General features: G+C 71.8%; 17 protein-coding genes, 1 tRNA gene and 1 pseudogene. 8 read left to right on the forward strand and 11 right to left on the reverse strand.

What is annotated here, in order from left to right:
- Positions 1–139 precede the first annotated feature (139 nt).
- The 3 genes from ACFZAX_RS05730 to rlmB all read left to right on the forward strand — a co-directional run bounded on the left by ACFZAX_RS05730 (position 140) and on the right by rlmB (position 3259).
- Entirely contained in the window at positions 140–544 is a 405-nt protein-coding gene (locus ACFZAX_RS05730; RefSeq protein WP_390959439.1) for a TIGR03618 family F420-dependent PPOX class oxidoreductase, read from the forward strand.
- 250 nt (positions 545–794) lie between these two features.
- Positions 795–2195, forward strand: coding sequence for a cysteine--tRNA ligase (gene cysS, locus ACFZAX_RS05735; RefSeq protein WP_390959441.1), 1401 nt, complete (start codon positions 795–797; stop codon positions 2193–2195).
- 107 nt (positions 2196–2302) lie between these two features.
- Positions 2303–3259 carry a 23S rRNA (guanosine(2251)-2'-O)-methyltransferase RlmB gene (gene rlmB, locus ACFZAX_RS05740; protein WP_390959443.1) on the forward strand — a complete coding sequence of 319 codons (957 nt, stop codon included), beginning with the start codon at positions 2303–2305 and terminating at the stop codon, positions 3257–3259.
- Positions 3260–3402: 143 nt separating this feature from the next.
- On the opposite strand, the gene ACFZAX_RS05745 is transcribed toward rlmB, so the two are convergent.
- From ACFZAX_RS05745 to ACFZAX_RS05775, 7 genes and pseudogenes are all read right to left on the reverse strand, one after another.
- Positions 3403–4947: a glycosyltransferase gene (locus tag ACFZAX_RS05745; RefSeq protein WP_390959445.1), complete on the reverse strand. Its 1545-nt coding sequence runs from the start codon at positions 4945–4947 to the stop codon at positions 3403–3405.
- Between the two features lie 56 nt (positions 4948–5003).
- Positions 5004–5942: an ABC transporter permease subunit gene (locus tag ACFZAX_RS05750; protein ID WP_390959447.1), complete on the reverse strand. Its 939-nt coding sequence runs from the start codon at positions 5940–5942 to the stop codon at positions 5004–5006.
- Entirely contained in the window at positions 5926–6657 is a 732-nt protein-coding gene (locus ACFZAX_RS05755; RefSeq protein ID WP_390959449.1) for an ATP-binding cassette domain-containing protein, read from the reverse strand. The genes ACFZAX_RS05750 and ACFZAX_RS05755 overlap by 17 nt, the downstream gene beginning before the upstream one ends.
- Before the next feature lie 4 nt (positions 6658–6661).
- Positions 6662–7906 (reverse strand): GTP-binding protein, encoded by a 1245-nt coding sequence (locus tag ACFZAX_RS05760; RefSeq protein ID WP_390959451.1) that lies wholly within the window; start codon positions 7904–7906, stop codon positions 6662–6664.
- Positions 7907–8857: a sulfate adenylyltransferase subunit CysD gene (gene cysD, locus ACFZAX_RS05765; RefSeq protein WP_390959453.1), complete on the reverse strand. Its 951-nt coding sequence runs from the start codon at positions 8855–8857 to the stop codon at positions 7907–7909.
- Positions 8858–8970: 113 nt separating this feature from the next.
- A pseudogene (gene cysC / locus ACFZAX_RS05770) lies at positions 8971–9504 on the reverse strand (adenylyl-sulfate kinase); the annotation flags it as partial.
- Positions 9501–10352 carry a sulfotransferase gene (locus ACFZAX_RS05775; protein ID WP_390959455.1) on the reverse strand — a complete coding sequence of 284 codons (852 nt, stop codon included), beginning with the start codon at positions 10350–10352 and terminating at the stop codon, positions 9501–9503. The pseudogene cysC and the gene ACFZAX_RS05775, both read right to left, overlap by 4 nt.
- A gap of 206 nt (positions 10353–10558) precedes the next feature.
- On the opposite strand from ACFZAX_RS05775, the gene ACFZAX_RS05780 reads away from it, so the two are divergent.
- Positions 10559–11611, forward strand: coding sequence for an NAD-dependent epimerase/dehydratase family protein (locus ACFZAX_RS05780; RefSeq protein WP_390959456.1), 1053 nt, complete (start codon positions 10559–10561; stop codon positions 11609–11611).
- A gap of 151 nt (positions 11612–11762) precedes the next feature.
- Positions 11763–13427 carry a DoxX family membrane protein gene (locus tag ACFZAX_RS05785; protein ID WP_390959458.1) on the forward strand — a complete coding sequence of 555 codons (1665 nt, stop codon included), beginning with the start codon at positions 11763–11765 and terminating at the stop codon, positions 13425–13427.
- Positions 13428–13688: 261 nt separating this feature from the next.
- Here the strand turns inward: ACFZAX_RS05785 and ACFZAX_RS05790 are convergent, their stop codons facing one another.
- From ACFZAX_RS05790 to ACFZAX_RS05800, 3 genes are all read right to left on the reverse strand, one after another.
- Positions 13689–14405 (reverse strand): sugar phosphate nucleotidyltransferase, encoded by a 717-nt coding sequence (locus tag ACFZAX_RS05790; RefSeq protein WP_390960060.1) that lies wholly within the window; start codon positions 14403–14405, stop codon positions 13689–13691.
- Between the two features lie 115 nt (positions 14406–14520).
- Complete coding sequence (locus ACFZAX_RS05795; RefSeq protein ID WP_390959460.1) at positions 14521–14934, reverse strand: hypothetical protein; 414 nt, start codon at positions 14932–14934, stop codon at positions 14521–14523.
- A gap of 343 nt (positions 14935–15277) precedes the next feature.
- Entirely contained in the window at positions 15278–16414 is a 1137-nt protein-coding gene (locus tag ACFZAX_RS05800) for a sn-glycerol-3-phosphate ABC transporter ATP-binding protein UgpC (RefSeq protein ID WP_390959462.1), read from the reverse strand.
- 210 nt (positions 16415–16624) lie between these two features.
- On the opposite strand from ACFZAX_RS05800, the gene ACFZAX_RS05805 reads away from it, so the two are divergent.
- Positions 16625–16702 (forward strand) — tRNA-Thr (locus tag ACFZAX_RS05805).
- A gap of 111 nt (positions 16703–16813) precedes the next feature.
- Here the strand turns inward: ACFZAX_RS05805 and ACFZAX_RS05810 are convergent.
- Positions 16814–17758 carry a ScbA/BarX family gamma-butyrolactone biosynthesis protein gene (locus ACFZAX_RS05810; RefSeq protein ID WP_390959464.1) on the reverse strand — a complete coding sequence of 315 codons (945 nt, stop codon included), beginning with the start codon at positions 17756–17758 and terminating at the stop codon, positions 16814–16816.
- A gap of 137 nt (positions 17759–17895) precedes the next feature.
- Here ACFZAX_RS05810 and ACFZAX_RS05815 point away from each other — a divergent pair, with 137 nt between their 5' ends.
- Together ACFZAX_RS05815 and ACFZAX_RS05820 are read left to right on the forward strand one after the other, a co-directional pair.
- On the forward strand, positions 17896–18525 hold the full coding sequence (locus tag ACFZAX_RS05815; RefSeq protein WP_390960061.1) for a ScbR family autoregulator-binding transcription factor: 630 nt from the start codon (positions 17896–17898) through the stop codon (positions 18523–18525).
- 399 nt (positions 18526–18924) lie between these two features.
- On the forward strand, positions 18925–19659 hold the full coding sequence (locus tag ACFZAX_RS05820; RefSeq protein ID WP_390960062.1) for an SDR family oxidoreductase: 735 nt from the start codon (positions 18925–18927) through the stop codon (positions 19657–19659).
- Positions 19660–19678: the final 19 nt, after the last annotated feature.

Consider the following 19678-nt stretch of genomic DNA (forward strand, 5'->3'; position numbering starts at 1 on the left):
TACACTCCCCGGCCGGTTTTTCACTCGTCCGGTGGGACCGGTCCGGGAACGAACGGAGCAGCCGCGTGGTTACGGGGTAGGAGACGCAGATCACGTACCGTCACAGTCCGTCATCGCCACGCGCAGGAGGATGTAGGTCATGACCGCCGCACTTTCCGATGAGATCAAGAACCTGCTGGACAAGCCCGTCTTCGTCAACGTCGCGACCATCCAGCCGGACGGCAGCCCGCAGGTGTCGCCCGTGTGGGTGGCTCGGGACGGGGACGACGTGCTGATCTCCACGACGGTCGGCCGCCGCAAGGAGAAGAACCTCCGCCGCGACCCCCGGGTCACCGTCCTGCTCCAGCCGTTCGACGCGCCGTACTCCTACGCCGAGATCCGCGGCGAGGCGACCCTCTCCACCGAGGGCGGCCAGGAGCTGATCGACCAGCTGTCGCGGAAGTACACCGGAAAGGGATACGTGGACTTCAACCCGGACTCGGTGAACGACGCCGAGCGGGTGGTCGTGCGGATCACCCCGCGCAAGGTGGTCGGCCGCATCTGACGGACGGCCCGCGGGCGGCCGGAGGGACGATCCGCGGGGGCGGTCCGCCGGTGGTGCTTCCGCCCGCGCCGGAATCTCTTTTCCGCGCGGACGGGCGACTGTGCCACACCCGTCCCACGCGTCCCACCTGCACCCCGTGCCCCGTAGCGGCATCCTCGAAGAGCCCTCCAGGGGGCCGTATAGCAGAAAAGTTACCCCGTGACCGCGCAGAGGTCGCGGGGCACTGGTGTCGGCCTACTACCCTTGAGGCGTGACTATTCGCCTGTACGACACCAGCGCCCGGCAGATCCGTGACTTCGTCCCGCTCACCGCGGGCTGTGTCTCGATCTACCTCTGCGGCGCTACCGTCCAGGCCGCACCGCACATCGGGCACATCCGTTCCGGCCTGAACTTCGACATCATGCGCCGCTGGTTCGCGTACCGCGGCTATGACGTGACGTTCATCCGGAACGTCACGGACATCGACGACAAGATCATCCGGAAGTCCGAGGAGCAGGGCCGCCCCTGGTGGTCGATCGGGTACGACAACGAGCGCGCGTTCAACGACGGTTACGACGCGCTCGGCTGCCTGCCGCCCACCTACGAGCCCCGCGCCACCGGCCACATCACCGAGATGATCGAGATGATGCGCGGCCTCATCGAGCGCGGCCACGCCTACGCGGCGGACGGCAACGTCTACTTCGACGTGCGCTCGTTCCCCGGGTACCTGGAACTCTCCAACCAGAACCTCGACGACCTGCGCCAGCCGTCCGGCGAGGGCGAGACCGGCAAGCGTGACCAGCGCGACTTCGCCATGTGGAAGTCGGCGAAGCCGGGCGAGCCGAGCTGGGAGACCCCCTGGGGCCGCGGCCGGCCGGGCTGGCACCTGGAGTGCTCCGCGATGGCGCACAAGTACCTCGGTACGGAGTTCGACATCCACGGCGGCGGCATCGACCTCATCTTCCCGCACCACGAGAACGAGATCGCCCAGTCGAAGGCGTTCGGCGACACCTTCGCGAAGTACTGGGTGCACAACGGCTGGGTCACCATGGCCGGCGAGAAGATGTCGAAGTCGCTGGGCAACTCCGTGCTGGTCAGCGAGATGGTCAAGGCGTGGCGGCCGATCGTGCTCCGCTACTACCTCGGCAGCGCGCACTACCGCTCGATGATCGAGTACAGCGAGGCGTCCCTGCGCGATGCCGAGTCCGCGTTCGCGCGGATCGAGGGCTTCGCGCAGCGGGTCACCGAGAAGACGGGCGAGACGGTCGAGCCCGCGACCGAGGTGCCGCCGGCCTTCGCCGAGGCGATGGACGACGACCTGGGCGTCCCGCAGGCACTCGCGATCGTCCACACCACCGTGCGCCAGGGCAACTCCGCGCTCGCCGCCGACGACAAGGAAGCGGCGATCGCCCGCCTCGCCGAGGTCCGGGCCATGCTCGGCGTCCTCGGCCTGGACCCGCTCGACCCGCACTGGGCGGGCGAGGGCGACCGGGGCGAGGACCTGCACGGCGTCGTCGACACGCTCGTACGGCTCGTGCTGGACCAGCGGCAGGGCGCCCGCGAGCGCAAGGACTGGGCCGCCGCGGACGCGATCCGCGACCAGTTGAACCAGTCCGGGCTGGTCATCGAGGACGGCGCGAGCGGTCCCCGGTGGTCGCTGGGACCGCGCTGAGCACCGCTCCTCGCACCGCGTCCAGGGGCGCGAATGTGCCGCCCGGCCGTCCGGGCGGCACACTTTCACTTGTAGAAGCATTTCTGAAGCAACGAAACAGGTAGGTCATGGCCGGGAACAGCCAGCGCAGGAACCGCCGCACGTCCAACAAGAAGGGCGCGCAGGTCGGCAGCGGTGGGCAGCGACGCCGTGGCCTCGAAGGCAAGGGCCCGACGCCGCCCGCCTCCGCCCGCAAGGGACACAAGAAGAACCGCATCGCGAACGCAGCCGCCAAGCAGGCCGCGGCCCGTCGCCCCGCCCCGCGGCGCGGCGGCGTCAAGGGCACCTCGGAGATGGTCGTCGGCCGCAACCCGGTCTTCGAGGCCCTGCGCGACGGCGTCCCCGCGGTGACGCTCTACGTCCAGCAGTTCATCGACAACGACGAGCGGGTCCGCGACGCGCTCAAGCTCGCCGCCGACCGCGGCAACATCAACCTCATGGAGGCGCCGCGCCCCGAGCTGGACCGGATGACGAACGGCCTGAACCACCAGGGCCTCGTCCTCCAGGTCCCGCCGTACGAGTACGCGCACCCGGAGGACCTCACGGCCGCCGCGTACGACAACGGCGAGGACCCGCTGATCGTGGCGCTCGACGGGGTCACCGATCCGCGCAACCTGGGCGCGATCGTCCGGTCCGTGTCGGCGTTCGGCGGGCACGGCGTGGTCGTCCCCGAGCGGCGCGCGGCCGGTATGACGGCGGGTGCCTGGAAGTCCTCGGCCGGTACGGCCGCGCGCACCCCGGTCTCCCGGGTCACCAACCTGACCCGCGCGCTGGAGGGATACCAGAAGGCGGGCCTCACGGTCGTCGGTCTGGCCGCCGACGGCGAGCACACGGTGGAGGACCTGGAGCAGCTGTCCGGCCCGGTCGTCATCGTGATCGGCAGCGAGGGCAAGGGCCTCGGCCGCCTCGTGGGCGAGACCTGCGACTACCGCGTCCGCATCTCGATGCCGGGTGGCGCCGAGTCGCTGAACGCCGGTGTCGCGGCAGGCATCGTGCTCTACGAGGTGGCCCGCCGCCGCGCGTAAGCACCGCCGACCGCTTGAGCGCCTCCGAGCGGTTGAGCGCCCCTGACCACCGGCCCGGTACCACGCGCCCGGGTCGGTACGTACGACGAACGGCCCCAGGAGAACATCTCCCGGGGCCGTTCTCGCGTTCTCCCGGGCTTCTCTCAGACCAGCGCGCGCAGCCGGGCCAGCAGGGCGGCGGTCCGGCGCCGGGCCGCCCGCTTCAGGCGGAGCACGGTGACAGGGCGGGCGGGCGGGGTGGTGAGCACGGGCGGGGCACCGTCCGTGGCGATGAGGAGACTGAGCGGCAGCGGGGCGTCGCGCTGCCAGCCGCAGCTGTTGATGCGCACCTTGAGATCCCATGTCCCGGCGTTGCGGCCCGAGTTGAGGGTGTCGGGTGCGAGGCGGGCGACGGTGGTGTGGACGGTCCGGAAGCCGCCCGGGTCACCCGGGTCGGGGACCCGGGTGAGGCTGGTCCTCGAGGGGACGAAGAACTCCTCCGCGCCGCCCCTGCGCCGGGCCAGCACGTCCATCTTCGCGTTCCTGAGCGCCTTGGTGACGTCCAGCGCCTCGGCCGGGATGCCGGGGACGGGCACGGCCAGCGCGTCGGCTCCGTCCGCGCGGTGGGTGAAGGTGAGCGGGGAGCCGCCGGAGAGCAGCTCGCCGGTGGCGGTGATCTCCTCGGCGGACGGGGCGGAGACGGTGGCCCGGGCGCGGACCGCCCTCTCCCAGGCGGCGAGTTCGCGTACGGCGTCGATCCGGTCCTGGACCAGGAGTTCGGCCGCCGCGCGCTGGCGGGCGGGCAGCCCGGCGGCGACCCCGGGGCCGAACCGCTCGGCGACCAGGGCGCGGGCCTCGCGGAAGAAGTCCGCGCGCCACTCCTCGGGGGCGTCCAGGAACCGCTTCCCGCTGAGCCGCTCCACCGTCTCGACCCGGAGCCACCTCCGGTGCAGCCGGTCGCGTACGGCGCCGGGTTCGGTGTTCGCGTCGACGATGTCGAGCGCCTCGCGGAGGTTGCCGAAGTACCCGGCGGGGTCGAAGGCGCGGAACCCCGCGTTGGAGTGGTCGGGGCGGGCCACGTGGTAGTAGCAGACGTAGTCGGCGAGGACCGAGATCCGCCGGGCCGCGAAGTAGGCGGCCATCACGAAGACGTGGTCCTCCAGCCGGCGTCTGCCCTCGGGGAAGCGCAGCCCGTGGTCCAGCAGGAAGGACCGGCGGAACATCTTGTGCGGGGTGAGGCTGTCGACGAGCGCGCTCTTCTCCGGCCGGGCGTCGGGGAGGTTCTTCCGGAACAGCTCGCGCGGGACGCCCCGCCCCCGGCCGGCCATCCGGCCGACCACGACGTCGGAGCCGTTCTCCTCGGCGTAGGCGTACAGCCGTTGCAGCGCCTCGGCGCCGAACCAGTCGTCGTTGTCGGCGAATTGGACGTACCGGCCCCGGGCGCGCTCGATCCCCAGATTGCGGGGGCGCGAGGGCCAGCCGGAGTTGGGTATGTGCACCACCTCGAAGTGCGGGTGCTCGGCGGCGAGCCGGTCGAGCCGCGCTCCGGTGCCGTCGGTCGAGCCGTCGTCCACGAAGATCACTTCGAACTCGCCCGGAGCCATCGTCTGGTGCAGCAGCGAGTCGATCAACTCGTCCATGTGCGGGCCCGGGTTGTACACGGGGACGACGACACTGACCTTCGGCGGGGAGGAGGAGGCCGAGCTCATGGGAGATGCCTTTCGGGCGTGCGGACGTACGCAAAGGGGGCTGGTGGCTGGGGGGTTCAGAGCCGGGCGGGGAGCAGGCCGCGGGCGCGCAGCACCCGCCGTTCCACCGGGGTGAAGAGGGCGGACTCCATGACGATGCCGACGGTGAGGACGAGGAGCACCGCGGCGAGTACGAGCGCGGTGTCGTCGTTCTCCTTGCCGGTGCTGAGGAGTTGGCCGACGCCGGGCAGCGGGGTCGCGGTGATCAGCTCCGCCGTCATCAGGGCCCGCCAGCCGAAGGTCCAGCCCTGCCGCAGCGCGGCCACCAGACCCGGCAGTGCGGCCGGCAGCAGGATGTGCCGCACGAGGGCGGGCCCGGTCGCGCCCAGCGACCGCCCGGCCCGTATCAGCAGGGGCGGGATCTGCCCGAGCGCCCCGGCCACGCCGAGGGCCACCGACGGTACGGCTCCGAGCAGCACCACCGCGTACACCGCGGCCTCGGACTCGCCGAAGACGATGACCCCGAGCGGGACGAGACCGGCGGCCGGTAGCGACTGGAGCGCGGAGAGGACCGGGGCGAGTGCCCCGCGTGCGGCGCGCACCCGGTGGATCAGCAGCCCGAGAAGAGTGCCGAGCACCACGGAGACCGCGAATCCCACCGCCGTACGGAGCAGGCTGTGGCCGAGCGCCGGCCACAGGGTGCCGTCCCGCCGCGCGTCGCCCAGGGACGAGGCGACGGCGGCGGGGGAGGGGAGGGTGGCGGAGAGGCCGAGTGCGTACGCGCCCTGCCAGAGCAGCAGCAGGGCGAGGACGGAGAGGGCCGGGGTGGTCACCGTGGTGCGGAGGCGGGCGGCGTACCGCCGGGCGGGGCCGGCGGGCGTCGGGGGGCCCGCCGGGGCGGCGGTGTCCAGGTGGTCCAGGCCCTCGGTGAGCGCCCCGGCCCCGGCCGTGCGCTCCGCCCGGCCCGTGCGCTCCTTCTGGTCCGTCCGCTCCTTCCGGTCAGTGGGCGGGGGCATGGCGCCGGACCTCCTGCCGAAGCCGGGCGGTGATGGCCGCGCTGTCGGCCCCGGGTTCGCCGGTCCGCCACGTGTGGGCGATCCGGCCGGGGCGGGAGGAGAGCAGCACGATGCGGGTGGCGAGCCGGACGGCCTCGGACACCTGGTGGGTGACGAACACGACGGTGAGCCCGCGCGCTTCCCGGACGTCGAGCAGGACCTCGTGCAGCACCTCACGGGTGATCGCGTCGAGCGCGGCGAAGGGCTCGTCCATCAGGAGGACCCGGCTGCCCTGCGCGAGCGCGCGGGCGAGGGCGACGCGTTGCCGCATGCCGCCGGAGAGCTCGTGCACGGGCCGGTCGTACGCGTCCGGGAGCCGCACCAGGGCGAGCAGTCGCCGGGCCTCCGCCTCGCGGTCGCGTTTCGGCGACCCGCCGAAGCGCAGCGCGAGTTCGACGTTGCCGCCGGCGGTGAGCCAGGGGAAGAGCGCGTGTTCCTGGAACATCAGCGCGGGCCGCGGCGAGGGCACCGCCACCGTGCCCGAAGAGGGGTGCTCCAGCCCGCCGAAGAGGCTCAGCAGGGTGGACTTTCCGGAGCCGGACGCGCCCAGCACACAGAGGAACTCGCCCTGTTCCACGGTGAGATCGACACGGTCGAGCACCGGCGGTCCGTCGGGCCGGTAGGTGTGTGTGACCTGTCTCAGGGCGAGGGCCGGGGCGCGGCCCTGGGTCGGCACGCGATCACCGGACCATGCCCGCGGTCAGCGTGGAGCCGTCAGCGGGGTCGATGAGGAGGAAGGAGCCCGTGCGACGGGAGGCGGCGTAGGCGTCGGCGGCGAGCGGTTCGGCCGTGCGGAGCCGTATCCGGCCCAGCTCGTTGGCGGTCAGGCTGCCGTCGGGCCGGCCGGGCAGGTCCTGGACGATCGCCTTGACCGTACGGGTGGTGTGCCGGAGCAGCACCCGGTCGCCGACGCGCAGGGCGCGGTCGTGCAGATGGCAGACGTCGGCGTCGATGCTCCGGGCGAGCGCGGGCGCCTCGGCCACCGGGGCGATGAGGTCGCCCCGTCCGATGTCGAGGTCGTCGGCGAGGCGTACGGAGACCGAGTCCAGGGCGTACGCGGCGTCGACGGGTTCGCCGAGCCGGTCGACGGCGGTGACGGTGGAGGTGACGCCGGAGGGGAGCACCACCACCGCGTCGCCGGTGCGCAGCTCGCCGGTGGCCAGCTGACCCGCGTAGTGCCGGACGTCGCCGTGCCGTATGACGTACTGCACGGGGAGCCGGGCCGGACGGTCCGCCTCCCCGTCGTCGGTACGGACGGTCTCCAGGTGGCCGAGGAGCGTGGGGCCCGTGTACCAGTCCATGTGCGCGGAGCGGTCCACGACGTTGTCCCCGGCCAGCGCGGAGACCGGGATGGCGGTGAACCCGCCCGTCGCGTGCCGGAGTTCGGCCGTGCACCGGGCGAAGTCCTCGGTGATCCGCAGGAATTCCTTCTCCGACCAGTCGACGAGGTCCATCTTGTTGACGGCGAGGACGACGTGGGGGACGCGCAGGAGGGCGGCGACGGCGGCGTGGCGGCGGGTCTGTTCGACGACGCCGTTGCGGGCGTCGACGAGGACGACGGCGAGTTCGGCGGTGGAGGCGCCGGTGACCATGTTGCGGGTGTACTGCACGTGCCCGGGGGTGTCGGCGAGGATGAACCGGCGCCGGGGGGTGGCGAAGTAGCGGTAGGCGACGTCGATGGTGATGCCCTGCTCGCGCTCGGCGCGCAGGCCGTCGGTGAGGAGGGCGAGGTCGGGGGTGTCCTGGCCGCGGTTGCGGGAGGCGTGCTCGACGGCTTCGAGCTGGTCGGTGAGGACCGACTTGGAGTCGTGCAGGAGGCGGCCGACGAGGGTGGACTTGCCGTCGTCGACGGAGCCGGCGGTGGCGAAGCGCAGCAGCGTGGTCTCGGCCGGTATGGCGTTCGTCGGGTGTGTGGTGGTGGTCATTCAGAAGTACCCCTCGCGCTTGCGGTCTTCCATCGCGGCTTCGCTCATCCTGTCGTCGGCGCGGGTGGCGCCGCGTTCGGTGAGGCGGGAGGCGGCGATCTCGGTGATGACGGCGTCGAGGGTGGTGGCGTCGGAGTCGACGGCTCCGGTGCAGGACATGTCGCCGACGGTGCGGTAGCGCACGAGGCGGGTCTCGGTGGGCTCGGTGTCCTTGGGGCCGCCCCAGTCGCCGGCGGTGAGCCACATGCCGTTGCGGTCGAAGACCTCGCGGTGGTGGGCGAAGTAGATGGCGGGGAGCTCGATGCCCTCGCGCTGGATGTACTGCCAGACGTCGAGTTCGGTCCAGTTGGAGATCGGGAAGACGCGGACGTGTTCGCCGGGGGCGTGGCGGCCGTTGTAGAGCTGCCAGAGTTCGGGGCGCTGGCGGCGGGGGTCCCACTGGGAGAACTCGTCGCGCAGGGAGAAGACGCGTTCCTTGGCGCGGGCCTTCTCCTCGTCGCGGCGTCCGCCGCCGAAGACGGCGTCGTAGCGGTGCTGCTGGATCGCTTCGGTGAGGGGGAGGGTCTGCAGGGGGTTGCGGGTGCCGTCGGGGCGTTCGCGCAGGGTCCCGGCGTCGATGTACTCCTGGACGGAGGCGACGTGCAGGCGCAGCCCGTGGGCGGCCACCGTGCGGTCGCGGTGGTCGAGGACCTCGGGGAAGTTGTGCCCGGTGTCGACGTGCAGCAGGGTGAAGGGGACGGGTGCGGGGGCGAAGGCCTTCAGCGCGAGGTGGAGCATCACGATGGAGTCCTTGCCGCCGGAGAACAGGATCACCGGCCGCTCGAACTCTCCGGCCACCTCACGGAAGATGTGCACCGCCTCCGACTCCAACGCGTCGAGGTGCGAGCGCTCCGGGGGCGTACCGGCCTCCCGTGCGCGGCGGGCCGCGGGGGCCGTGAGGGTGCGGTTCATGCGGGGTCCTCCCCGTCGTGCGGGGCCGGGACGCCGTGGCGCTCCGGCCCGTCGCGCAGGTTGTCGGGCGGTCCGTCGCGCAGGTCGTCGGGCACGTTGCCGGGGGGTCCGTCGAGCAGGTCCAGGACGGCCTCGGCCGATTCGGCCACCGTCCGGTGGTGGGCGGCGATCCGCAGATCGGGCGCCTCGGGCGCCTCGTACGGGTCGTCCACCCCGGTGAGCCCGCTGATCTCGCCCGCCGCCTGCTTGGCGTACAGCCCCTTCACGTCGCGTACCGAGCAGACCTCCACCGGGGTCGCGACATGGACCTCCAGATAGCGGGTGCCGCTCCTCACGTGCCGGGCTCGGACCGCCTCGCGGCTGTCGGCGTACGGGGCGATGACGGGGACGACGGCGATCACGCCGTTGCGGGCGAGGACCTCGGCGACCAGACCGATGCGCTGGACGTTGGTGTTCCGGTCCTCGCGGGAGAAGCCGAGCCCGGCCGAGAGGAACGTACGGATCTCGTCGCCGTCCAGCACCTCGACCCGGCGGCCCGCTGCGTGCAGCCGCTCCTCGACCGCGCGGGCCAGGGTGCTCTTGCCGGAGCAGGGCAGGCCGGTCAGCCACACGGTGGCGCCGCCGGAGGGGATGCGGCAGGGGCTCAGCACGGGTACCCCCAGGCCCGGGAGATCTCGCGCAGGCGGGCGGGGACTTCCTCGGCGGTGGGCAGCGGGCGGGCCTGCTGGATTTTCCCGGACTTGATGTTGTCGCTCCAGTCCCCGATGAATGCCTGGAAAGGGCCGTGGTCCTGCTTTCCGTAATTCAGCATGTCCGGGGTCCAGGCGACACCGATGAATTCGCATATTTCCTTGGTGACCGCGGCGGGGTCCTCCGTCAATTGCTCGTACCGCACGGTGAGGCCCGGCAGGGCGGCGCGCGCCTCGTGGACGGCGTCCACGTACGTCTTCACCTCGGACACGGTGGCGTCGAGGTCGCGGTCGGGGCGGCCGCTGATGAGCGAGGTCACCATCGAGGCCGGGTGGCGGAGCAGGAAGACGAACCGGGCGTCGGGCCAGGCCTCCTGGAGTCGCCGCCAGATGAGGGCGTTGCCCGGCGTCTTGTCGACGATGACGTCCTTGCCGCTGTGCACCAGCTCGCGGTGGAGGACCCGGTCCCAGAGCAGATGCTCGAGTTCGGCCTGGTCGAGGCCGAGCTTGTCCATCGCCTTCTCGCTGTAGGTCTTCTGCAGTCGCACCTCCAGGGTGCGCAGGTGCATCTCGTGGGGGGCGCGCACCGAAGGGTGGCTGTTGAGCAGCACCCGCAGCAGGGTGGAGCCCGAACGCACCGAGGAGATGACGAAGACGGGGTCCGGAACCAGCCGCGCGCCCCGGGGAGCGGGCCTCGCGGGTGCCGGTCGTCGGGTGGTCGCCGCGCCCACGCGGTTCGTCAGGGCGCGCAACGTCCGGCGGGCCCGGCGGCCTGCCGCCCTCACCCGTGGGTCGTGCTGGAGCATTCGGTTCGTACCTCCTCGTGGATGCGGAATTCCGCACTGCGTACCCCGATTTTTATTACGGGTTCATGAAATGGGTGTGATTCGGAACTGTGCCGGCCATGAGATCTTTCTGAAAGATCGATGAGAAAGGGAGTTGTGTTACGGTCGCCTGCGTGCGGAGAGAGATAATTCCAGGAAAGAATTTCCGGAACGCGTCGGGAAACCCGGTGCCGACGGGCGGTGGCGGTGGGCGCCCGGCCCCGGCCGGGCCGTCCCGTCTTCTCGTCACCGGCGGCGCCGGCTTCGTCGGCTCCGCGTACGTACGCCACGTCCTCGGCCCCGAGGGGCCCGGCGACGTGACTGTGACCGTCCTGGACAAGCTGACCCACGCGGGCACCCTGACCAACCTCACGACCGTGCTGGCCGATGCGCGGTTCGGGTTCGTGCACGGGGACGTCTGCGATCCTGCGGTGGCCGCCCGGCTGGCCGGCCGGCACGACGAGATCGTGCACTTCGCGGCGGAGACGCAGGTGGACCGGTCGGTGGACGGTACGGCGGTCTTCGTGGCGACCAACGTGCTCGGTACGCAGACCCTCGCGGAGGCCGCCCTGCGTGGCGGGGTCCGCAGATTCGTCCACGTCTCCACCGACGAGGTGTACGGCCCCGGGGGCGCGGGACCCCGCGCCGAGGGGGCCCCGCTCGCCCCCGGCTCCCCGTACTCCGCGTCCAAGGCGTCCGCCGACCTGATCGCACTGGCCCACCACCGCACCCACGGCCTGGACGTCCGCGTGGTGCGGGCCGCGCGGACGTACGGCCCGCACCAGTTCCCCGAGCACACCGTGCCGTCCCTGGTCACCCGGCTGATGGGCGGGCTCGACGTGGTGCGCGGGGGCGGGAGCGGGGACCGGGACGCGGGCGGGAGCGCCCGCGTGCGCGACTGGCTGCACGTCGAGGACCACTGCCGGGGCATCGAACTCGCCCGGACCCGGGGCCGCCCCGGCCGCACCTACAACCTCGGCGGCGGAGCGGAGTTGAGCGAGGACCAGCTGGGCGGGCTTCTGGCCGAGCTGTGCGGTGCCCTCCCGGCGGGCCGCTCCGCCCGTACGGGGGAGGCGGGCCGCGCCGCCCCTGCCGAAGAGGTCCCCGCGACCGGCGCCGCCTGGTCGCGCGCCCGTACCGAACTGGGCTACCTGCCGCGCCGCGCGCTCCCCGAGGCCCTCGCCGAGACCACCGCCTGGTACCGGGAGAACCGCGCCTGGTGGGAGCCGCTCACCTCCTGACCCGGTGTGCCGGGCCTGCCGATACCGGGATGAACCGGGTATGTGGGGGCGTGCGGTGAGCCGGAACGGTGCATGGCACACGAGGTGTTGACGGTTCTCGGACACATAGGCGAGGCCGAGGCAGTGTCCTAACGTCACGTCACTCGGTTAGATGAGTGTGGACACCAGAACGCCTCGGTTCGACGATCAACCCGCCCTGAGCATGACCAAGGTGGACAGCGACCCCGCGCAGGTCATCGTCAACCACGCCAGCTTCCGGGTGCAGCTTCCCCCGGGCCAGCGCGCACGGCTGCGGGGTCCGGCTCCGGTCGGCGCCGCACGCGTCCCGGCGATGAGCGGAGCCGGAGGGCGCAGGCGGGCCCCGGTCGTCTGGAGCGGGAGGTCGGAGCCTGGCGACCCGGGGGCGTCGGGCCTGCTCCAGGCCGTACGCAACTCCTCCGCCGGCCACGCCTCCTCCGGTGCCACCCAGCTCATCCCGCGCCTGGACGAGACGCAGCCCAACCCGGTGCTGCCCGCCCCGCAGCGGGCCGGCGGCGGCCCCATCCTGCCGCCGATGCGGCAGGCGGTCGGCGCGTACGACGGGGCCGGACCCGCGTACGACAGCTTCGACCGGTACGACGAGAAGTTCGGCAAGGACCGCTACGGCGACGGCAAGTCCGGCGACGAGCGGTACGACGACCGGTACGGCGACGACGGGTACGAGGACGATCCGGACGAGGGCCCCGAGGCCCGCGAGCGGCGGACCTCCGGCGACTCCGTCCGGCACGCCTACTACCCGGGCCGCCGGATGAACCTCGGCGTCGTCCTCTTCCCGCTCCGCGTGTTCCTCGGCTTCATCTCCATCTACGCGGGCATGGGCAAGCTCTGCGACCCCGTCTTCTTCGACGGCGGCGAACGCGGCTCCATGGTCAAGTGGCTCAACTCGCTCCACCCGTGGGCGGCGGCCGAACCGCTGCGCGAGGCCGCTCTCCAGCACCCGGTCGGCGCGGGCCTCACCGTCGCCTTCCTCCAGGTCGTCGTCGGTGTGCTCACCGTCCTCGGCCTCTGGCAGCGGGTCGCCGCCGCGTTCGGCGCGCTGCTCTCCGCCGCGCTGCTGGTCACGGTCAGCTGGCACACCGTCGCCGTCTACGACGCCCCGGACATCATCTTCCTGGCCGCGTGGAGCCCGCTCGTCATCGCGGGCGCCCCGGTCTACTCGGTCGACGCCCGCCTGGCCGGCGAGGCGTGGCGCCGGCTCGGCCCGCGCTCCGAGATCTGGGAGCTCCGCAGCCGGGTGCTGCGACGCGGCTCGGTCCTGGCGAGCGTGATCGTCGGACTCACGCTGCTCGTCGGCTCGGTGCTGGGTGGCGCGGTCCGGTCCACCCAGGTCGTGACCGTCCCCGGCCCGGACGAGAAGCCGACCAACCAGCTGCCCGGCATGCCGCTTCCGGAGGAGACCCCGGCGAAGCCCAGGGCGCCGAAGAAGACGGTCCAGGAGCGCACCCCCGTACCGTCCCGTTCCGTCGCCCCGTCGGCCCCGTCCGCGGAGCGCACCGCCCCGAGCACCGAGGCCACCGCCGGGCAGGCCACCACGGGTACGGGCGCCGAGCCCAGCGCGACGCAGGGCACCGTCCAGCAGCCCGCGCAGCAGGAGTCGTCCCCGCAGGCACCCCCGTCCGCCAGCTCCTCCGGCCCGTCCTCCGCCGGTGCGACCACCGGCGGCGACGGAGGCGGCGCCACCGGCGGTGACTCCTCGGACCCGTCCGACGGCGACACCGGTTCCTCCGACTCGACCTCGGGCGGCGGCCGGAACCCGCTCGGGGGGCTCCTCGGCTGAGGGGTGAGGCGGTAGCGCGGCAACGCTGAAGAGGTCCCACCGGATGGCCTGGTGGGACCTCTTGCCGTGTGCGTACGGATGGGGCGGCCGGGCGGATCAGTGGGGCGGATCAGCCGGGCGGATCAGCCGGGCGGATCAGCCGGGCTGTGTGTCTTGGCGGGGGCTGTGCGTCACGGTCGGGCTTCCGGGCCGGCCGGGCTGTGCGTCACGGTCGGGCTTGCGGGCCGGCCGGGCTCCGCGTCTCCCAGCCGGCTGCGCGTCTCAGCCGGAGTGCGCGCCGAGTTCCCTGGCGGCCTCGGTCAGGTCCTTCGCCGTGTCGATCGCCCGCCAGTACGCGCCCTGCGGCAGCGGGTACCCGGCGAGCAGGCGTTCGCGGGCCAGCCTCGGGAAGGTGGTCCGCTCATGGTCGCCCCGGTCGGGCAGCAGCCCCGTGAAGGCCGGGGAGAACACGTACACACCGGCGTTGATCAGGTACGGGGACGGCGGCGACTCGATGAAGTCGGTGATGTGCCCGAACGCGTCCGTCTCCACGGCACCCCACGGAATGCGCGGCCGGGCCAGCGCGAGGGTGGCCGTGGCATCGCGCTCCGCGTGGAACGCGGCCATCTCGCGCAGCGAGAAGCGGGTCCAGATGTCGCCGTTCGTGGCGTACCAGGGCTGTTCCGGATCGGGCAGCCGGGCGGCGGCGTACTTCAGCCCACCGCCACGCCCCAGGGGCTCGTTCTCGACGACCGTCGTCACGTTCAGCGGGAGGACGGCCGAATCCAGCCACTCCTGGAGCACCTCGGCAAGATGGCCGCAGGAGATCACGACGTCGGTGACGCCCTCGGCGGCCAGCCAGGAAAGCTGATGGCCGATGATCGGGGTCCCGGTACCCGGGATCTCGACCATCGGCTTGGGACGGTCATCGGTGTACGGGCGCAGTCGCGACCCCTGGCCACCGGCCAGGACCACGGCCTGCGTCGGATACGTATGCAGCATGGCAGGCACGATATGCCGTGCCTGCCGGTGGCGTTCGGCCGAACTGCGGGTCCGCCGTCCGCAGATCCGATGGACTGCGGGCCCACCGGATCGCGGGGCGGCCGGGCCGCGGTCAGCTGAACTGTGCGACGCCCGAGGCGAACGACGTGTCGCAGACCGGCCGCGAGAAGCGGTGCGCGCGCGTCGGGCCGTACTGCTCGACGGCCGCCTTGCCGAGTGCCTTGGCGATCGACATGCAGTGACGGGCCAGTGAAGGCTTCTGCTCCACCGCTCGCTGAAGGCCCGTCAGGGCGACGCCCGGGTCCTTCTCCTTGAGTTCGACGAGCAGCTTCTCGCGCAGGATGTCCTGCGGCGCGAGGGGCTTGGCCTTCTGCGACACGGTCGCCGAGGCGGTGGTCAGCAGCTGGGTGTCCGTGTTCGGCGCTGACCACGGCACGCGGGTGACCGCGAGCGTCCCGGACAGGACCATGACGACGGGCAGGACGAAGGCGAGAGTACGGCCGATTCGGCGCGCGGTGTGGGTCACGCAGCGAGCGTAGCGGCCCGTGACGATTCGGCGACCTTCCGTCACTCTCGCGGGGGAGAGTTCGAGCGCATTTTTCGAATCGGAGGTTGACGGAGGAGGGGGAATTGCCCCGGCTGGGGCCGGTATTCACCGCTCGCGCCGCTCCCGCGCCCCAAACCTGCCGAACGGTGTACGCGGTTGCGTGGTGGTGACCGGTGGGGGCCGGTGATGGCCGGTGGTGGCAGGTGGGGGCCGTGGGGTGCCCCGTGTACGACGACGGTCCCGCCTCCTCGGAAAGGAGACGGGACCGTCGGTGCGTCCGGCTGCCGGGCGGTCGCGCGCCCGGGCGGTGGTGCGGTGTCGATCAGGCGGTGAGGCGCTCGCCGGTCGAGGTCGCGAAGACGTGCAGCTCGTCCGGGCGCGGGACGACGTGCAGCTTCGTGCCCTTCTCCGGGACGGCGCGGCCGCCGACGCGGACCACGAGGTCCTTGTGCTGGCCGCCGACCTCGGCAGCGCCGTAGACGAAGCCGTCGGCGCCGAGCTCCTCGACCACGTTGACCGAGACGGCGAGGCCGGCCGGGGCGTCGGAGGAGGCCTTGGTGAGGCCGGTCGCGGCGGCGCCACCGTGCTCGACGATGTCGAAGTGCTCCGGGCGGATGCCGACCGTGACGGTGGTGTCACCGCGGTTCGCGGCGGCGGTGAGCGCCTCGCGGGAGACCGGGACGACGCTGTTGCCGAACTTCACGCCACCGTCGGTGATCGGGACCTCGATCAGGTTCATCGCGGGGGAGCCGATGAAGCCGGCGACGAAGAGGTTCGCCGGGCGGTCGTACATGTTGCGCGGCGAGTCGACCTGCTGGAGCAGACCGTCCTTGAGGACCGCGACGCGGTCGCCCATGGTGAGGGCCTCGACCTGGTCGTGGGTGACGTACACGGTCGTGATGCCGAGGCGGCGCTGCAGCGAGGCGATCTGCGTACGGGTGGAGACACGGAGCTTGGCGTCGAGGTTCGACAGCGGCTCGTCCATGAGGAAGACCTGCGGCTCACGCACGATGGCACGGCCCATCGCGACACGCTGACGCTGACCACCGGAGAGCGCCTTCGGCTTGCGGTCCAGGTAGTCGGTGAGGTCCAGCATCTTGGCGGCCTCTTCGACCTTCGCCCGGATGTCCGTCTTGTTCACACCGGCGATCTTGAGCGCGAAGCCCATGTTGTCCGCGACGGTCATGTGCGGGTACAGCGCGTAGTTCTGGAACACCATGGCGATGTCCCGGTCCTTCGGCGGCAGGTGCGTGACGTCGCGGTCACCGATGCGGATGGCGCCGGCGTTGACGTCCTCAAGACCCGCGAGCATGCGCAGGGAGGTCGACTTGCCACAACCGGAGGGACCGACGAGGACGAGGAACTCGCCGTCCGCGATGTCGATCTCGAGCTGGTCCACCGCGGGCTTCGTGGAGCCGGGGTAGATGCGGGATGCCTTGTCGAACGTGACACTGGCCATGCGGATGCTTCTCCTTCACCGGCAGGAACGTGCCGGACGATCCGAGTAACGGAGTGATCTGGTCCACTCGGGTGAACCCGATGCGACGCTACCTGGCGTTTTCCGTTCTGTCTGTAGTCCAGGCCACGTGAATTTCACGTCCTGGACACACGGCGCATTGGTTACACTGCACGGGCATGCGACGGGCCCGCGCAGGGTCCGCACGTGCTCGCCTCCTTAGCTCAGTCCGGCCAGAGCAACGCACTTGTAATGCGTAGGTCGTCGGTTCGAATCCGACAGGGGGCTCCACGGCACGGCTGCCGGTCGGCCGACACATGGGCCCTCCCGAAGATCATCGGGAGGGCCCATGCGCATGCGGTACGTACGCCTTCGGCCGTGACGGGGTCGGCGGGCGGTGTCTCAGTGGGCCCCGGCGGGCACGAGCGTCACGGTGGTGCTGAAAACCCGCCGCTCGCACTGGTGCGCGTCGATCCGTACGCGCGGACGGCCGTGGAGATCGGGTCCCACGGGGGTGGTGGTGAGTACGCACGCCGCGTCGAACTCGACGTACCGGTCGAACGTGGTGTCGAAGCCGACCGGGATCGCCGGGACGCCCAGGCTCACCTGGGCCGCCTGACTCGCCGCCTCCAGGAGCACCATCCCGGGGATGTGGTCGTGCGGGTGGTCGTACAGGACCGAGTGGCTGGTGTCGACGCGTATCTGCCAGCGGTCCGCCTCGTCGGTGGGGGTCAGGACCACGTCGCGCGTGCTGCTGCGCCCCACGCGCTCCGGGGAGACGGCGGGGGTGGGTGCCGGGGCCCGCAGGAAGGTGGCGAGACTGTCGGCGCGCGGGCCGCGCAGCCGGTTGTAGATGGCGCCCGGGTGGGCGCTGTAGTGGACCTCGGCGGACCCCGCGTACGCGCCGTCCACGGCGCCCTCGACATGGGCGACCAGCTGGACCGATCCCAGTCTGCGGCGTCTGATCGCCGAGTGGACGACGCGCAGTTGCACGGTGGTCGGCCGCCGCGTGGTGCGCAGCGCGGAGGCGACCACGTCCGAGCGCAGGTACTCCCAGCCCAGGCGGTAGTCCATGGGGATGTCGAGAGCCGCGTGGCAGGACACGGCGAGCGCCTGGCGCACGCTCTCGGTGAAGAGCAGCGGGCTGTGGGCCTGCGGTGTGGGTGTGTAGAACTCGTGGGCCCGTGGCCACTCGACGGTGACGATCTGCTCGGTGTCGGACAAGCGCAGGCAGTCGACGACGAAGGCCTCCGACAGGTCGCGCTTGCCGACGTACCCCTTGAGGCCGGTTCGTGTGCGGTTCTGCCACAGCGTGGCCGATGATGTTTCGACAATGGTGTGAGACATGAAGCAGCTCCCCCGTGCGTTGCTCCTGCTGCCCAGCCATGCCCGGCTGGACATCTGCCGTGATCTGATAAATAAAATAGTGTGCATTCTTTTTTTTGTCTAGCGGTGGCTGACCAGTGAGTGAGGGATGGCGGATGATGGCAAAACGGGCCGTGAAGCAGGAGCGGGCGGTACGCACGAGGGAGGCGCTGGTACAGGCGGGGGCCGAAGTCTTCGGCGAGCTCGGCTTCGCGGGAGCCAGCGTCTCGAAGATCGCCGACCGGGCGGGGCTCACCCTCGGCGCGATGTACTTCCACTTCAAGTCGAAGGAGGAGCTCGCCCGCGAGATCGTTCTGGCCCAGCCCGAGCGGGTCAAACCGCCGCGCGACTCCGAGGGCTTGCAGCACGCCCTCGACATCACGCTGACCTGGGCGTACGGACTGGCCGACGACGCCGTGCTGTACGCGGGCGCGCGGCTTGTGCTGGAGCAGGATCAATTCGGCGCCGCGGAGGAGAACTCGCACCGGCAGTGGACGGACATCCTCGCCTCCGACCTGCGCACCGCGCAGGCCAGGAGGGAGGTGCGTAAGACGGCCGACGCGGACGCGCTGGCCCGGCTGATAGTCAATGCCTGTACCGGCGCCCAGATGCACTCCTCCATCGAGTCGGGCCGGGCGGACCTGCCGCAGCGCATCGAGGAGATGTGGCGGATCGTGCTGCCGAGCATCGCGGTGCCCAGTGCCGTCGCACGCATGGAGTTCGGGCAGGACCGGGGGACGCGGGACTGACCGCGGGGCCTTCCGGCCGACGGGGTTCACAGGGCGGGCGCCGCTCGGCCCTCCCCGTCCTCCCGGTGCCGCGGCCACCGGTCCGAGGTACACGACGCGGGTCAACTCCCGTTGGTGGCGCGGCGCGAGAGCGTCGCGGGCTGTCCCGGTCGTGGAGGTGATGACAGACTTCTCCGCAACGGGATCCCTGACCCTTGATCGACCTTCGTCGCTGATCGTCGAGCTGTCGGGTGGTCCCGTCGCGCTGTTCGGCAGTGCTTGGCCGTCAGGTCGGGAGCCACACGCAACGGTGTCGCTGCGCTGTGCAGGCCATGACGGGTCCACGGTGAGCGAAGGGTGGGGACGAAGATGAATTCATCGGCGGGGAGAGAGTCCGGGGGGCTCGGCGGCAGGACGGTGATGGTCACCGGGGCCTCCAGCGGAATCGGTGCGGCCGCCTCGCGGCTGTTCGCCGCGCAGGGAGCGAACGTGGTCCTCATGGCCCGGCGGGAGGACCGGCTGCGTGAACTGGCCGCGGACATCGCCGCGGCGGGCGGAACGGCGGTGCCCGTGCCGGGCGACGTGACCGAATCGGCGGACGTCGAGCGGGTCGTGGCCACGGCCGTCGACACGTTCGGCTCGCTGGACGCCGCGTTCAACAACGCGGGCTGGGGCACGGTGGGGACGCCCCTGCACAAGCTGGCCGACGACCTGTACGACCGGATCATGGACGTCAATGTGCGCGGCACATGGAACTGTCTGCGCCACCAGATACCCGTGCTGCTCGCCCAGGGCACGGGGGGCGCGATCGTCAACACCTGCAGTACGGCGGGCCAGTTCGCCACCGGTGCCGTCGCCCCCTACGTGGCCGCCAAGCACGCGGTCCTCGGGCTGACCCGGGCCGCGGCGGCCGAGTACGGCGAGTGGGACATCCGGGTCAACGCGCTGATGGCCGGCAGCACCCGAACCGAACTCATCGAAGGGGCGCTGCGGGAGATGCCCGGACTGGAGGAGGCGGCCGTCGGTCGCGCCGTCCAGAAGCGGCTCGCCGACCCGGCGGAAGTGGCCCGTGTCGCCGTCTGGCTCTGCGGCCCCGATTCGTCGTTCATGACCGGGGCCGCCGTTCCGGTGGACGGAGGCTGCAGCGCCGTCTGACACGGGTCGGTGCGGGGGA

It is taken from the genome of Streptomyces sp. NPDC008125 (genome assembly GCF_042957125.1).
Taxonomy (GTDB): domain Bacteria; phylum Actinomycetota; class Actinomycetes; order Streptomycetales; family Streptomycetaceae; genus Streptomyces.